This is a genomic window from Pseudomonas sp. B392_1p (genome assembly GCF_052245235.1).
Taxonomy (GTDB): Bacteria; Pseudomonadota; Gammaproteobacteria; order Pseudomonadales; family Pseudomonadaceae; genus Serpens; species Serpens gallinarum.
Genome location: NZ_JBQPXM010000015.1, coordinates 75,008 through 88,984 on the forward strand (window position 1 = coordinate 75,008; position 13,977 = coordinate 88,984).

The window sequence follows — 13,977 nt, forward strand, 5'->3', positions numbered from 1 at the left end:
CTTGGCATATCACTACGGACAGCCCGCCAGCGGCGTCACAGGCAACGGCGGGGCTGCCCCTACGGTTTGCTATCGACATAGGCCGTCTCTCTGGCTTCCATAGCCTTTCGCCTGTCCCCAAGAGATCGCGGCGCGATAAAATTCATATCAGGTTCTTTCGGACGTTCGCGGTAGAGCGCGCGGCGTTCCGGCGTATTTTTTTAGTTGCCAAGGAGTTGTCATGTCGTATTACCAGCCAGGGATTCTTGCCTCGCCGGTGCCGCTTGTGGCCCGACATCTGTTTTTTACCCTGGAACAGCCTGAAGCCCTTCCGGCGGCACTGGATCACCTTTGCCAGCTTGTCAACGGCGATGCGACCGTGGTCGGCTTTGGCGAATCACTGGTTCAGGTACTGTCCGCCCCTGTCGACGGGCTACGTGCCTTCCCAGCCATCAGTGGCGTGGGCGTGGATGTGCCCTCGACCCAGCATGCCCTGTGGTGCTGGTTGCGCGGTGATGATCGCGGTGAGCTGCTGCTGCGCACCCGTGCTCTGGAAGCGGCTCTGGCCCCGGCGCTGTGCCTGGTGCAGGCCACCGACGCGTTCCGCTACAAGACCGGGCATGACCTGACCGGCTACGAAGACGGCACGGAAAACCCCAAGGGTGATGACGCCCTGCAAGCCGCTTTTGTCCGCAATGCACCAGCCGGCCTGGAAGGTTCAAGCTTCGCGGCGCTGCAGCACTGGGTGCATGACCTCGACCAGTTCGCGACCTTCTCGCCCCTCGAGCAGGACCATGTCATGGGCCGGCGCAAGAGCGATAACGAAGAGATTGAGGACGCGCCCGAGTCGGCCCATGTCAAGCGCACCGCGCAAGAGAGCTTCAGCCCCGAAGCGTTCATGCTGCGCCGCTCCATGCCCTGGTCGGATGGCCGGCAGGCCGGTCTCCTGTTCCTGGCGTTCGGTCATTCCTTCACGGCCTTCGAGGTGCAGATGCGCCGCATGGCCGGTCTGGAGGATGGCATCCTCGACGCGCTGTTCCGCTTCAGCCGTCCCATCACCGGCGGTTACTACTGGTGCCCGCCGGTGAGCAATGGCCATCTCGACCTGAGCGCGCTGCGTCTGCAGCAGTAAGCCTGCCCTCGCCGTTCCCTCGCCCGACCGTGACGGTCGCGCGCGAGGGGTTCGATATTCAATAGCCTTTGAAGCCGATCAAGTAGTCACGCACCCACGCGGCGACCTTGCGATTGCCCGCCTCATTCAGATGAATATCGTCATCGCGCAAGGAATGCGGCGGTATGCCCTTCTGGTAATCGGCGACATCACGGGGATCTGACGGATCGTAGCTTTGCACCAGCAACTGCCAGACATCGAGGAAGTTGTTGGGGTAGGCGTTGCGCAAGCCATCGCGGATCTCGACGAAGTAGTGGTAGTTCGGCGCACCGATGTACTCGTCGCGGTAATTGCCATTGGGTGGCGAGAGCACCACGAAGCGCTTGTTGAGGGGTTTGAGGAACTCGACCATGGCGCGCACATCGGATAAGACCTGCGCCGGTTCGTCATAGTTGTTGCGCCCCGCCCAGATCACCGCGATCTCGAAGTCGGTCTCGCCCACGTCAGGCATGAACGGTAATGCCACCGGTACCTCGACGGCGGCCCCCGGTGTCGTGCGGGTGAATTCGTAGGTTTCCTGGGAGAGTCGCCGCAGCACTCCTGCCACACCACCAATACTGCCCTCAATCACCTGCTTGCCGTAGATGCCCATGGGCGTGACGGTGAACGACTCCACTCGTACCGCACCGCTGGCGGGGATCCGTCCGCCCACGAGCGTCATGTAGGTGGGCCGGCCGCCTTGGCGGGCGGCAATTTGCGCACTGGTGTTGCCGCCCACCCCGCGACTGGTCACGGGACGGCCGGTGAGCTTGGCGAGAATACGCGGGTAGGACGCACTGGTCAGCGAGTCTCCCCAGCACACAATCGAAGGAAGCCCATGCAGCCATTTTTCCATTGCGCCTGGAGCCCTCGGCCCGCTTGAGGCGCGGGTATATCCCGAGTCGGGCGGTACTACCCGGTCGGATGCGGCCTGGGCCATACAGGCCAGAACCAGTACAAGGCCGGCGAGAATTTTCATGAATCGCTCCTGCGAAATAAGCTGTCCAGCTCCCGCACGGCCAGAGAAACCGCCTGGCCGAGTCTTCGGTCTAGCCGTTTTTGACCGGTTGTCAAAAAACCCAGGCATACGTTCTTAGCCCGCCGCCAAGCTGCTTTACTCAATCGTTTGGAGCAAGGATGCCCGTCTGCTCGCCCCTTCGAGAGCACAACCACAGGCTGTGGCTCGTAACCGGACAGAAATGGAGTTCTGCATGCCTTCCGCCACCCCGCTTATTCCCGACAAACTCGACAGCATCCAATTACTGCGTGCGCTCGCGGCCTCCGCTGTGGTCATTTACCACATTCCGCTGTTTCGCAACGGCGCCTGGGGCGTCGACATTTTTTTCGTCATCAGTGGCTTCATCATGGCCTTGGTTACCGCCCACTCGACCCGGCATTTCCTCACCAAACGGATTATTCGGGTGCTCCCTCTTTACTGGCTGGGTACCTTGGGCGTATTCGCCATCGCCCTGCTATCGCCGAGTCTGCTGGACAACACCACGGCGGATCTTGAAGGGCTAATCAAGTCACTACTGTTCATCCCCTACCAGAAAGGCGAGTACGTGCAGCCGCTGCTGTTTCTGGGCTGGACGCTGAATTTTGAGATGTTCTTTTATGCCCTGTTCGCCTTGTCCATGGCTATCAATCATCGCCACCGACTGCTGATCTGCTCCCTGATGATCGCGGTACTGGTGCTGCTGGGCCACGTGATGAAGTTCGACGCAGTCGTGCCGGCCTTTTATACCGACGCGATTCTTCTCGAGTTCATCTTCGGCATGGGCTGTTATGCCCTGTATGCACGCACCGCGGCCTGGCGCGCCAGCCTGACCACCGGCACGCGCTGGGCGCTGGTGCTGCTGGGTGTGGCCTGCCTGGCCTGCATGCCGTTCAGCGACGTTCTGGACCCTCTGCTCGGGCGGGCCGGCTACTGGGGTATTCCGGCACTGTTCGGGTTTCTGGCGATTGTGCATGGCCTGTCGAGCATCCGGCTGCCCACGGCGGTGGTGTTGATCGGCGATGCCAGTTTTTCCCTGTACCTGTTCCATCCCTACGTGATGAAAGCGTTTGGCAAGGTTGTCCCGGTATTCGATACGCCCAGCGCGCTCGCGTACCTGACCACGCCGCTGGCTATCGGGCTTTGCTACCTGGTGGCGATCATCATGTACCGCAAGGTGGAAGTGCCGATCACCAACGGCCTACGCGCGGTCTTTCTCGATCGGCGCCCCGCTGTACGGACACCGGCGCGGGTGCCAGTGCCAGTGCCAGTGCCGGTACCCAGCAAGGCGAAGCCGGTGTTATAGCAACCAGTCGATCGGTAGCAACGCCAGCACGCTTACCCCCAGGCGCTGCCAGACCGTAGTTCCAGGTTCGCGGGCGTGGTACACGTCCTGCCCGCCAACCTGCTCTATCCAGTACAGCGTGCCGTCGTCCGTCAGGCGCACTTCATAGGCCGTGCGGGCGATGTCGCTATTGAACATATCGTCGATCTGCCCAGCCAAAACCGGATTGTCAATGATCAGGCCCAGCTCGGTATTCAGGTTGACCGAGCGCGGATCGAAGTTGAACGAGCCAACAAACACGCGCTGACGATCCACCGCGAAGGTTTTGGCGTGCAGACTGGAGCCGGAGCTGCCGAACGGGCCGGTGCGCTTGCGCTTGTCCATTTCCGGATTCAGCCGACGCATTTCATACAGCTCGATGCCCGCTTCGAGGAGCGCCCTACGATGTTTGGCATAACCGGAATGCACCGCTGCCACATCGGTGGCGTCCAGCGAATTGGTCAGGATGCGTACCTTGACGCCCATTTGCGCCAACGCCACGAACGCTTCGACACCCGCCTGGGTCGGAACGAAATACGGCGAAACCAACTCTACGTCGCTACGCGGCACGCCGATGATTTCGTGCAGCTGAAAAGGCAACAGCGCTTCCGGTTCGGCCCGCCCCAGCCCTTTGGCCGGGTCATCGCTGGCCAGGCGGGTGGGCGACCACTGAAATGTCAGCGAACCCTCCAGCATCTGGCCGATGAAGTTCGATTCACGAATGGCCTGCACATAACTGGCGGCGGCTGGGCTGCGCTCCACCAGCGAGGCGGATGTCGCCAGACGCGTAAGCTGCTCGGGATCGGCCGCTGGTAACAACAGCCCAACGGGATAGCTGGATTCGCTGGCCCAGTAACGGTCGAAATCGCTCGACACTTCCGTCACCACCGGCCCCACTGCGATCACGTCCAGATCCGCGAACAGCACGCCGTCTCCGGCGCCGAAATATTCATCGCCAATATTGCGCCCACCAACGATGGTCGCCTGGCTGTCTGCCGTGAAGGATTTGTTGTGCATGCGCCGGTTGAGACGGGAAAAGTCGCTGAGGAAGCCGAACACACGCGGGCTGCGTACAAGGAAGGGATTGAACAACCGAACCTCGATCAGCGGGTGTGCATCCAGGGCACGCAGGGTGGGGTCCAGGCCCGAGGTATTGTTGTCGTCAAGCAACAGACGCACCCGCACCCCGCGGTCGGCGGCCTCGTGCAGCGCCTCGAACAACAAGGTGCCGGTCATGTCGCCGCGCCAAATGTAGTACTGCACATCCAGGGTGCGCTCGGCGGCGCGGGCCAGCAGCACGCGGGCGGCGAACGCATCCTGGGCATCGGCCAGCGGGAAGATTCCGGAAAGTCCCGGATACGCCTCGATTTCCGGCGCCAGGGCACGGCCCAGCGGGGTTGCGGCAGACTCGGCAGGTTGCAGGGCTTTCGAGTCGAGGCGACCGTCCAGCGGCGGCAGCGACTTGCAGCCCGTCAGCACGGCGACACACACACCGCCAACCAGCGCCCAGCGCGTCACGTCGCCCAGCACCTGTACCCAGTCCACCATTATTCAGTTTCCCCTCGATGAAGCCGCAACACCGCGTGGAGTATAAGGAAAACGCCGCTTGGCAGGCCGTACCACGACGCAACCGCCCGAGTACTAGAGAACACTTAAGCCCCAGCCGCCCACCCCACATCCCAGCACCACCAGCCAGGGCGGCAACTTCCAGCGCATCAGTGCCACCAGGGCCAGCAGCGCCAGGGCGAAATCACCGAAGGTAAGAATCGCGCTGGTCCACACCGGCCGATACAGCGCCGCCAGTAGCAGGCCGACCACCGCCGCATTCACGCCGATCAGCGCCGCCTGGGTGCGCAGGCTGCCGCGCAGGCGCTCCCAGAACGGCAGCACGCCGATGACCAGCAGAAAAGAAGGCGCAAACACCACCACCAGACACAGCAGTCCGCCCAGCCAGCCGCTCGGTGCGCTGTTCATGGAAGCGCCGAGAAAGGCCGAGAAGGTGAACAGCGGACCGGGGACCGCCTGGGTCGCACCATAGCCGGCCAGGAACGCCTCATTGCTGACCCAGCCAGTGTGGACCACTTCGCTTTGCAGTAAGGGCAACACCACATGGCCACCGCCGAACACCAGCGAACCTGCGCGGTAGAAGGCATCGATCAATTGCAGCGTCTGGCTTGGCCAGAGCTGCGCGAGCAGCGGCAAGCCCAGCAGAAAAGCGAAAAACAGCCCCAACAACAGCAACCCGGCGCCATGGCCGACCGTTATTGGCAAAGGCTCGTGCTCACCGTCGCGGCTCGGCTTGAACAGCAACAGACCCAGCACACCGGCTCCGACGATCACACCGACCTGGCCCAGTGCCGTGGGCCAGGCCACCAGGATGCCGGTGGCCAGGGCCATGATTGCGACCCGCGGCACGTCGGTACAGAAGCTGCGGGCCATTCCCCACACCGCCTGGGCCACCACTGCCACGGCGACCACCTTGAGCCCGTGCAACAGCCCCGACGGCAACAGCTCCCCCCAACGGGTGATCCCCAGGGCGAAAAGAATCAGCAGGATCGCCGACGGCAGGGTGAAGCCCGCCCAGGCCGCCAGCGCACCGCGATAACCGGCGCGTGACAAACCCAGCGCGATGCCCACCTGACTGCTGGACGGTCCGGGCAGGAACTGACACAGCGCCACCAGGTCGGCAAAGCTGCGCTCGCTCAGCCACTGGCGGCGGCTGACGAACTCGGTGCGAAAATAACCCAGATGCGCAATCGGCCCGCCAAACGAGGTCAGGCCTAGACGCAGAAAAACCTTGAACACCGACCAGCCGTTATCGGCGTGGCGAACTGCAGGGGTAGCGGACATGCAGGGAATCCGTAGTGAATAAGCCAGCGATCATAAGACCGGGCGTATGTTACATGCGTCCGAGTGGTGCTTAGACATGCCGCGCTGGCGGGTTGCAGGCGAGGCCGCCCTTACGGGTGCGCTCATGCTTCACCACCCCCTGCGCTATTCGCAGATCTTGATAAAAATCAATCCTTCGCGTCCTGGTGCAGGGCAGACTCACTTCCCGAATCCCCCCTTGACCTTGCCCTCGTGACAAGGTCGAAAATGGCCCCAAGGTCCTGGCCCCTACTGCTCGAGGAACCACCATGAACACGATCGAACTCCGCGTTGAAGGCATGAGCTGCGAATCCTGCGTCAAGCATGTCAACGAAGCCCTGATGCCCCTCAATGGCGTGCAAAGCGTCCAGGTTGATGTAGCGACCGGACGCGTCCGCGTCGCCGGCGAAGCGGACAGCGCCGCGCTGATTGCCGCCCTGGACGAGGCCGGTTATCCCGCCACCGTTGATGCCCCCGCGGCCAAAAAAGCCTCTTCGTGCTGCGGCGGCTGCTGCGGCTAGTCAGACGCTGCATACCCTGGCGAACCGGGTGGATGTGCAAGCATCCGCCCGCTGCCCCCATCTCCAAGCCCAGAACATCGGAGCGACCACCATGCATTTCCCCACTCGTAAAGCCTTGCGCATCGCCGCCCTGAGCACCCTGCTGTTCAGTGCCGTCGGCCAGGCCGCAGAACCTGTGGTCATCGACGTGCACCGCGATGCCAACTGCGGCTGCTGCAAGGACTGGATTAAGCACCTGGAAAGCAACGGCTTCACCGTGCGTGATCATGTCGAGCGGGACATGGTCGCCGTCAAGCAGCGGCTCGGCGTTCCGCCGCGTCTGGCTTCGTGCCACACCGGCGTGATCGACGGGCGCTTCGTCGAAGGCCATGTGCCTGCCGCCCAGGTGCTGGAATTGCGCAAGCGCCCCGACCTCGCCGGCCTCGCCGTACCAGGTATGCCGATGGGTTCGCCGGGAATGGAAATGGGTGACCATCGCGATGCTTATCAGGTCATCGGCTTGCGCAAGACCGGCGCCGAGCAGGTCATCGCCGACTACCCGGCGCACTGATCCGACCGCTACCGCCGCGCTCTTCAGCAGGCCGTTGAAAAAGCGTAGGCGAGCAATACGAGGCGCAACGCAGTAACAACCGAAGGTTGGTCGAAACAGCCGAAGAAGCGCAGTTTAGGTGTTCTAAATGAGCATTACTCACTTCGTTTGCCCTTCGGGCGGCGCTGAAGCGCGTTAGCCGCAAGCGGCTTTCGAAGGCTGTTTTTAACGAAGTATTGCCAACGCAGGTAGCTTTCAACGGCCTGTCAGCGCGGCGTTTCGTTGTGCGCAACAAAGCGAGCGTGCATCTCGGCAGTCAGCTGCTCGATCCGCTCGCTCAGTTGCTTGGTTGTCTCGGTCAACCGCGTGTTCTGTTCCATCAGTTGCAACAATTGCTGCGTATTCTGCGCGGCCTGAGCTTGGCGATGTTCATTGGCCAGTGCCAGGGCTTCACGATGCCGGGCGTCAGCTTCGGCGTGGGCCTTGTCGCGGGCGGCCTGACGGGTCTGGGCCAGCAGGATCAGCGGCGCGGCATAGGCTGCCTGCAAGCTGAACGCCAGATTGAGCAGGATGAACGGGTAGACATCGAAACGGGCAACGCCCAGGGTATTGGCCGCCATCCACGCCAGCACGATCAGCGTCTGCACGCCGAGAAACAACGGCGTGCCGAAAAACCGCGCAAACGCCTCGGCCTGCAAAGCAAAGCGGTCGTTGCCGAAGGTCGGCGTCAGGTGCGCATGAGGTCGATGGAAACGCAGGTGCTCGACCGACGGTTCATTCCCATGATTGGCGGATTGGCCCGAGGTAGTGTTCATGGCAGTCCCTCTTGGTTCGAGACCCACGCCGACAGCGGCGTCTGCCAAAACTATAGCGGCCGTTGACAGGCGCCTTACCGCCCGCCATTTCCCGACAACCCATATTCGCGCAGCTTGTTGGCAATGGTGGTATGCGACACGCCGAGCCGCTTACCGAGCAGGCGGCTGCTTGGGTATTGGCCATGCAGCCGCTCCAGCACGGCTTTTTCGAAACGACCGAGAATCTCGTCGAGACTCCCCTCCGTGGAAAATTCGCCCAACGGGTGCGGTGCGCCGTAATCCGGCAGGCGAATGTGCTCGGGCTTGACCACCCCGCCCTCGCACAGCGACACCGCCTGGAACAAGGTGTTTTCCAACTGGCGCACATTGCCCGGCCACTGGTAGTTCAACAGCCGTTCCAGCGCCTTAGGCGCCAGACTGGGCAAGGCACAACCAATCTGCCGGCTGGCCTGATCGAGAAAATGCTCGGCCAGCACCGGCAGCCCGTCGAGGCACTCGCGCAGGGGTGGAATATGCAGGCTCAGCACGTTCAGACGGTGATACAGGTCTTCGCGAAACTCACCCCGCGCGCACAGCTCGGACAAATCCACCTGAGTGGCACAGATTACCCGCACGTCCAGGTACACCTCCTCGTCGCTGCCGACCCGGCGAAAACCGCCGTCCTGCAAAAAACGCAACAGCTTGGCCTGTAGTCGCGGGCTCATCTCGCCCACCCCATCGAGAAACAGCGTGCCGCTGGAGGTGAGCTCCAGCAGGCCGAGTTTGCCTTCCGGCCGTGCCCCGGCGAAGGCGCCGGGTCCATAGCCGAACAGTTCGGTCTCGGCCATGGATTCCGGCAGCCCGGCGCAATTCAGCGCCATGAACGGCGCCTGGCCACGCGGGCTGGCCAGATGGCAAGCGCGCGCCAGCAGCTCCTTGCCGGTGCCGGTCTCGCCCTCGATCAATAGCGGCGCATCCAATGGCGCCATGCGCCGCGCTTCACGCACCACGGCCGCCATCCGCTTCGAACTCTGAAAGATACTGTCGAAACCGCGCAGCTCATGCTTGCGCACCTGATAGATGCGCTCGCCGACCCGGTCGGCGCGATGCAGGCTGAGGACCGCGCCGGCCAAGGCATCACTGCCATCGTGCTCGACTTGCAGCGGCGCGATATCGGCCAGAAACACATCACCCTTTACCTTGACCCGCAAACCATTGATCCGCGATCTGTTGGCGCGCACCAAGGCGGGCAGATCGAAATCCTCGACATATCGCGCCAGGGCAATGCCCGGCACTTCGTCCACGCGCACGCCGAGCAGATGGGCGGCAGCGCGATTGGCTGCAACGATTGCGCCAGCCATGTCCACCGACAGCACCGGAAACTCCAGCGCGCCAAGCAGGGCATTGAGTTCCAGATGACGTCGCTCGCTGGGCATCAGACCGACACGCTTAACGCCGAACACACCCTCAATTCCTTCCAGCTTCGGCTGCAAGGCATGGAATTGCAGATTGATCAGGTTCGGGCAGTGCAAATAGATGGCGTTGCCCTGCTCGCCGCCCACCTCGCCACGCGCCACATTGACGCCGTAATCCACCAGTCGATCGAGAATGTCCCGCAGGATACCCAGGCGGTTCAGGCAATGAATCTTGATGCGCATGTTTTTTCAGCCCATTAGGGAGAGTCAAATGAGAGCGTGCCGTTTTTTGCGTCAGCTTTTCGTGACGCTCTTTCCAGCTCAGCGTAGCCGAGCAAGCCAATTGCCGAATGGCGTAAGCCCGGCGTTACAGACGGAGCGAACCTGCTCGCCCCTGGCAGCCGTTTTCTCAGGCACATTCCTGCGCATCTGGGCTAGGTTCGAAGCATTACTGCCCATGGGCGGAGGCCATTCATGAGCACTCAGTACCAAGCCCGCAAACCGGACCAAAAAGGTTTCATCGCCTATCCCGAGGCCGAACATCAGGTCTGGCAGATACTGATCGAGCGCCAGTTGCGATTGATCGAAGGGCGCGCTTGCCAGGACTATCTTGACGGCATCGACCAGCTGGCCTTGCCGCTAGATCGAATTCCTCAGCTGGACGAGATCAACCAGGTGCTGGGTAACACCACCGGCTGGCAAGTAGTCCGGGTACCGGCGCTGATCCCCTTCCAGACGTTCTTTGAACTGCTGGCCAGCAAACGCTTCCCGGTTGCCACCTTTATCCGTACCTTCGAGGAGCTGGATTACTTGCAGGAACCGGACATTTTCCACGAGCTGTTCGGACACTGTCCGCTGCTGACCAACCCCTGGTTCGCCGCTTTTACCCAAACCTACGGCCGCCTCGGCTTGCAGGCCAGCAAGGAAGAACGGGTATTTCTCGCCCGCCTGTACTGGATGACGGTGGAGTTCGGCCTGGTCGACACCGAGGCCGGGCGACGCATCTACGGCGGCGGCATCCTCTCCTCGGCCAAGGAAACGGTCTATTGTCTGTCCGAGACGCCTGAACACCTGCCTTTTGACCCACTTGAAGCCATGCGCACGCCCTACCGCATCGATATCCTGCAGCCGCTGTACTTCGTGCTGCCGACCCTCAAGCGTTTGTTCGAGCTGAGCAACGAGGACATCATGGGCTGGGTACACCAGGCCATGCAGCTGGGATTGCACGCGCCGAAGTTTCCGCCAAAGGCCGCCTAGTCGTCATACCAACAAGAACACGCGCGTTAGGAGAATCTCCATGTCCGATCTGACCCAAGCCCATTGTGAAGCCTGCCGCGCCGACGCGCCCCACGTCTCCGAGGATGAACTGGCCAGCCTGCTCAAACAGATTCCCGACTGGAGCGTGGAAACCCGCGAGGGCGTCCTGCAACTGGAAAAGGTCTTTACCTTCAAGAATTTCCGCCAGGCTCTGGCCTTCACCCAGGCGGTCGGCGCAATCGCCGAAGCCGAAGGCCATCACCCCTCGCTGCTCACCGAATGGGGCAAGGTCACCGTCACTTGGTGGACGCACAAAATCCGTGGACTGCACCGCAACGACTTCATCATGGCGGCGCGCACCGATCAGGCAGCTGAACGCCCTGCTGTCTGAACGGAACCGGCCGCGCGCTTGCTAGAAATCCACCTTACCGCGCCCGGCCTTGATCGTGGCGCGCTTGCTCTTGCCCTCCAGGCGGCGCGTCTTCGAGCCGAGGGTGGGCTTGGTTGGCCGACGCGTCTTCTCCACCTTGGTCGCGCTGCGGATCAGCTCGGCCAGACGCGCCAAGGCATCGGCGCGGTTCTGTTCCTGGGTACGGAACTGCTGCGCCTTGATGACGATCACCCCGTCGGCGGTGATGCGGCTGTCGCGCAAGGCCAACAGCCGCTCCTTGTAGAACGCCGGCAATGACGAGGCGCGGATATCGAACCGCAGGTGCAGCGCACTTGAGACCTTGTTGACGTTCTGTCCACCCGCGCCCTGGGCACGAATGGCGGTCAGTTCGATTTCGCTGTCAGGCAATTCGACGCTGTTGGAAATGTGCAACATGGAAGTTCCGAGAAGCCAGGGCGGCGTGAGGATAACGCAGAACACCGTTGGTTTGACCACTAACGCCAGCCAGCTGCTTTCCGACCAGTGTCATCACCGATCCATTCAACTCGCTCTAGTTTATTTATGCAGGCTCCTATTTATATAAGGAGGATTTCGCCATGAATGACACTGACAAATCCATGCAGGTCGATCAGCAGCGCGAGCGCTCTTCCAACATGCAGGAATCCGGGCGGCATCCCATCAGCCGCCTGCGCCGGCAGATCGACAACCTCTTCTCGGATTTCGGCCTGGGTTCGCCTATGTCGCCGTTCGGAAGCAGTGCTTTCGAGTCGCCTTTGTGGGGGGCGGAGACTGCGGCCAATCGCCTGATGCCCGCAGTGGATATCTCTGAGAAACAGGACGCCTTCGAAATCACCGCCGAATTACCGGGTCTGGAAGAAAAAGACCTCCAGATAACACTGGCCAACGGCAACCTGACGATTCAAGGTGAGAAGAAGGCGCAATCGGAAGAAGACAACAAAAATTCCTATTACTCGGAACGCTACTACGGAAGCTTTCAGCGCAGCTTTTCACTGCCACAGGATGTGGACGCCGAGAAAATCGAGGCACGCTTCAACAATGGCGTGCTGACCCTTCACCTGCCGAGAAAGCCGGAAGCCATGCCGACGCAACGGCAGATTCCCATCTCCTCCGGCGGATAGCCGGTTTCGATGGCGCGTTCGGTTTTACCGAATGCGCCATCCCTTGCCATCGCCACCCTGAAGGATTTGCTCAAGATTAATCACTGTTTCTTTTTCGCCTCTCGGGTAAGTTAACCACCCGTCCGTTACCCGGTACCCCCATGGATTCCATCACCCAGGCTGTGCTCGGTGCCAGCATTCAAGGCGCGATGCTCGGTCGTTGGCAGGGACGCAAGGCTCTGCTGTGTGGCGCCATGCTCGGCACGCTGCCGGATCTGGATGTGGTCATCGACTACGGCGATGCCGTGGCGCAAATGACCTATCACCGCGGCTTCAGTCATTCGTTGTTCGTACTCAGCGGCGCAGCGCTTCTGTTGACCTGGCTGGTGCGACGCTGGCGACCGAATCCGGGCTATACCGGCGCGCGCATGCTGCTGACAATCTGGCTGATACTGGTCACGCATACCTTGCTGGACTCCTTCACCAGTTACGGCACCCAGCTGCTCTGGCCACTGACCTCGCCGCCGATTGCCTGGGCCAGCATCTTCATCATCGACCCGCTGTACACCCTGCCGCTGCTGGGCGCGGTGCTGGTCGGGGCGGTCATTGGGTTAGGCAACAAAGGCCTGCGTTGGCAATACGGTGCGCTGGGACTGTCGAGCCTGTACCTCGCCTTCACCCTAGCCGGTCAGCAAATGGCGGAACATCGGGTTCAGCAGGCGTTGACCCGCGACGGTATCCAGGCCGAGGCTATGTTCAGCACCCCGACACCGTTCAACAGCCTGCTCTGGCGGGTCATCGTGCTGGATGGCGAGCGGTACCACGAAGTCCTGGTCAGTTGGCTCGACCCCCAGCCGCCCGCGTTGCAGTCATTGCCGCGCGGGCTCCACTGGCGTGAGTCGCTGCGTGACTCGCCTCAGCATGCCCGGCTGGAGTGGTTTTCCCGCGGCATCCTGCGCTATGACCGCATTGGCGATCAGCTGGTGGTAACCGATTTGCGCATGGGCATGGCCGGCTACCACCCTTTTCGCTTCCCCATGGCCGAATGGCGCGACGATCAATGGCAGCCGATTGCCTGGGTGGAGCGACGCCCCATGCAGCGCAGCGATACCGCCCGCCTGCTGACCCTCTGGCAGCGGATCTGGAACCCGCAAGAAAACGTGCCGGTGATGGCCTGGGCAGAGGAGTTGCGCCGGTAGTATCAAAGCGGAGCCGCAGCTGGCATAGGGCGGCGGCGCTCGTTGCAGACGGGAGGGCTGGAAACCGGCGAGCACCCCGCCGGCGGAGTATTCCGTGCGGCAGGCTTACCTAACACCAAAATGGAAATAACCGACCCGAATATGTAGGGGCGAATTTATTCGCCTGGCACCGATCCCTTCGATGACTGCGGGGCGACGACGAGCGATGTGGCTGAGATCCTATGTTGGTCGCGGCATCAGCGTGGACTGAAGGCCCTGCTCCAGGCGAATAAATTCGCCCCTACCGGTTACGCACCAGCCCGTAGGGTGAATGTCGCTTTTTACCCCTCCAATACCGCTCGGTGGAGCGCCACCCGGTGGATCGCCACCCGGTGGATCGGTGAAGCGCGATCAACCCTACATTTCGCTGCCGCATCGCACCGTCACGGAGGACGGTTG

General features: G+C 61.8%; 14 protein-coding genes. 8 read left to right on the plus strand and 6 right to left on the minus strand.

Annotated elements, in window-relative coordinates:
* Positions 1-220: 220 nt before the first annotated feature.
* Positions 221-1,111, plus strand: coding sequence for a Dyp-type peroxidase (locus ACTV8E_RS18560; protein ID WP_443200447.1), 891 nt, complete (start codon positions 221-223; stop codon positions 1,109-1,111).
* A 58-nt stretch (positions 1,112-1,169) separates the two neighbouring features.
* Here the strand turns inward: ACTV8E_RS18560 and ACTV8E_RS18565 are convergent, their stop codons facing one another.
* Positions 1,170-2,108 (minus strand): SGNH/GDSL hydrolase family protein, encoded by a 939-nt coding sequence (locus ACTV8E_RS18565; protein WP_443200448.1) that lies wholly within the window; start codon positions 2,106-2,108, stop codon positions 1,170-1,172.
* A gap of 232 nt (positions 2,109-2,340) precedes the next feature.
* Between ACTV8E_RS18565 and ACTV8E_RS18570 the strand changes: the two genes are divergently transcribed.
* Positions 2,341-3,429: an acyltransferase family protein gene (locus ACTV8E_RS18570; RefSeq protein WP_443200449.1), complete on the plus strand. Its 1,089-nt coding sequence runs from the start codon at positions 2,341-2,343 to the stop codon at positions 3,427-3,429.
* On the opposite strand, the gene ACTV8E_RS18575 is transcribed toward ACTV8E_RS18570, so the two are convergent.
* Positions 3,424-4,995, minus strand: a complete 1,572-nt coding sequence (locus tag ACTV8E_RS18575; protein WP_443200450.1) for a phospholipase D family protein — start codon at positions 4,993-4,995, stop codon at positions 3,424-3,426. The two genes, ACTV8E_RS18570 and ACTV8E_RS18575, sit on opposite strands and share 6 nt — an antisense overlap.
* Positions 4,996-5,088: 93 nt before the next feature.
* A complete protein-coding gene (chrA, locus tag ACTV8E_RS18580; protein ID WP_443200451.1) occupies positions 5,089-6,297 on the minus strand; it encodes a chromate efflux transporter in 1,209 nt (402 codons plus the stop codon).
* A gap of 287 nt (positions 6,298-6,584) precedes the next feature.
* Between chrA and ACTV8E_RS18585 the strand changes: the two genes are divergently transcribed.
* Both ACTV8E_RS18585 and ACTV8E_RS18590 read left to right on the plus strand, forming a co-directional pair.
* Positions 6,585-6,836 (plus strand): heavy-metal-associated domain-containing protein, encoded by a 252-nt coding sequence (locus ACTV8E_RS18585; protein WP_443200452.1) that lies wholly within the window; start codon positions 6,585-6,587, stop codon positions 6,834-6,836.
* A gap of 91 nt (positions 6,837-6,927) precedes the next feature.
* The gene (locus ACTV8E_RS18590) at positions 6,928-7,386 is read left to right on the plus strand and encodes a DUF411 domain-containing protein (protein ID WP_443200453.1); all 459 of its coding nucleotides are present in this window, start codon (positions 6,928-6,930) and stop codon (positions 7,384-7,386) included.
* Positions 7,387-7,631: 245 nt separating this feature from the next.
* On the opposite strand, the gene ACTV8E_RS18595 is transcribed toward ACTV8E_RS18590, so the two are convergent.
* Together ACTV8E_RS18595 and ACTV8E_RS18600 are read right to left on the minus strand one after the other, a co-directional pair.
* Complete coding sequence (locus ACTV8E_RS18595) at positions 7,632-8,180, minus strand: DUF1003 domain-containing protein (protein ID WP_443200454.1); 549 nt, start codon at positions 8,178-8,180, stop codon at positions 7,632-7,634.
* Between the two features lie 74 nt (positions 8,181-8,254).
* Positions 8,255-9,817 carry a sigma-54-dependent transcriptional regulator gene (locus ACTV8E_RS18600; RefSeq protein ID WP_443200455.1) on the minus strand — a complete coding sequence of 521 codons (1,563 nt, stop codon included), beginning with the start codon at positions 9,815-9,817 and terminating at the stop codon, positions 8,255-8,257.
* Between the two features lie 231 nt (positions 9,818-10,048).
* On the opposite strand from ACTV8E_RS18600, the gene phhA reads away from it, so the two are divergent.
* Both phhA and ACTV8E_RS18610 read left to right on the plus strand, forming a co-directional pair.
* Positions 10,049-10,831: a phenylalanine 4-monooxygenase gene (gene phhA, locus ACTV8E_RS18605; protein ID WP_443200456.1), complete on the plus strand. Its 783-nt coding sequence runs from the start codon at positions 10,049-10,051 to the stop codon at positions 10,829-10,831.
* A 40-nt stretch (positions 10,832-10,871) separates the two neighbouring features.
* On the plus strand, positions 10,872-11,222 hold the full coding sequence (locus ACTV8E_RS18610; RefSeq protein ID WP_443200457.1) for a 4a-hydroxytetrahydrobiopterin dehydratase: 351 nt from the start codon (positions 10,872-10,874) through the stop codon (positions 11,220-11,222).
* A 21-nt stretch (positions 11,223-11,243) separates the two neighbouring features.
* Here ACTV8E_RS18610 and arfB read toward each other — a convergent pair whose 3' ends face one another.
* Positions 11,244-11,657, minus strand: coding sequence for an alternative ribosome rescue aminoacyl-tRNA hydrolase ArfB (arfB, locus tag ACTV8E_RS18615; protein ID WP_251836396.1), 414 nt, complete (start codon positions 11,655-11,657; stop codon positions 11,244-11,246).
* 182 nt (positions 11,658-11,839) lie between these two features.
* Here arfB and ACTV8E_RS18620 point away from each other — a divergent pair, with 182 nt between their 5' ends.
* A complete protein-coding gene (locus tag ACTV8E_RS18620) occupies positions 11,840-12,361 on the plus strand; it encodes an Hsp20/alpha crystallin family protein (protein ID WP_251836397.1) in 522 nt (173 codons plus the stop codon).
* Between the two features lie 140 nt (positions 12,362-12,501).
* The gene (locus ACTV8E_RS18625; RefSeq protein WP_251836398.1) at positions 12,502-13,539 is read left to right on the plus strand and encodes a metal-dependent hydrolase; all 1,038 of its coding nucleotides are present in this window, start codon (positions 12,502-12,504) and stop codon (positions 13,537-13,539) included.
* Positions 13,540-13,977: the final 438 nt, after the last annotated feature.

Coding starts and splice junctions, on each gene's coding strand:
- ACTV8E_RS18560 (WP_443200447.1), top strand. CDS start 221: ATGTCGTATTACCAGCCAGGGATTCTTGCCTCGCCGGTGCCGCTTGTG.
- ACTV8E_RS18565 (WP_443200448.1), bottom strand. CDS start 2,108: ATGAAAATTCTCGCCGGCCTTGTACTGGTTCTGGCCTGTATGGCCCAG.
- ACTV8E_RS18570 (WP_443200449.1), top strand. CDS start 2,341: ATGCCTTCCGCCACCCCGCTTATTCCCGACAAACTCGACAGCATCCAA.
- ACTV8E_RS18575 (WP_443200450.1), bottom strand. CDS start 4,995: ATGGTGGACTGGGTACAGGTGCTGGGCGACGTGACGCGCTGGGCGCTG.
- chrA (WP_443200451.1), bottom strand. CDS start 6,297: ATGTCCGCTACCCCTGCAGTTCGCCACGCCGATAACGGCTGGTCGGTG.
- ACTV8E_RS18585 (WP_443200452.1), top strand. CDS start 6,585: ATGAACACGATCGAACTCCGCGTTGAAGGCATGAGCTGCGAATCCTGC.
- ACTV8E_RS18590 (WP_443200453.1), top strand. CDS start 6,928: ATGCATTTCCCCACTCGTAAAGCCTTGCGCATCGCCGCCCTGAGCACC.
- ACTV8E_RS18595 (WP_443200454.1), bottom strand. CDS start 8,180: ATGAACACTACCTCGGGCCAATCCGCCAATCATGGGAATGAACCGTCG.
- ACTV8E_RS18600 (WP_443200455.1), bottom strand. CDS start 9,817: ATGCGCATCAAGATTCATTGCCTGAACCGCCTGGGTATCCTGCGGGAC.
- phhA (WP_443200456.1), top strand. CDS start 10,049: ATGAGCACTCAGTACCAAGCCCGCAAACCGGACCAAAAAGGTTTCATC.
- ACTV8E_RS18610 (WP_443200457.1), top strand. CDS start 10,872: ATGTCCGATCTGACCCAAGCCCATTGTGAAGCCTGCCGCGCCGACGCG.
- arfB (WP_251836396.1), bottom strand. CDS start 11,657: ATGTTGCACATTTCCAACAGCGTCGAATTGCCTGACAGCGAAATCGAA.
- ACTV8E_RS18620 (WP_251836397.1), top strand. CDS start 11,840: ATGCAGGTCGATCAGCAGCGCGAGCGCTCTTCCAACATGCAGGAATCC.
- ACTV8E_RS18625 (WP_251836398.1), top strand. CDS start 12,502: ATGGATTCCATCACCCAGGCTGTGCTCGGTGCCAGCATTCAAGGCGCG.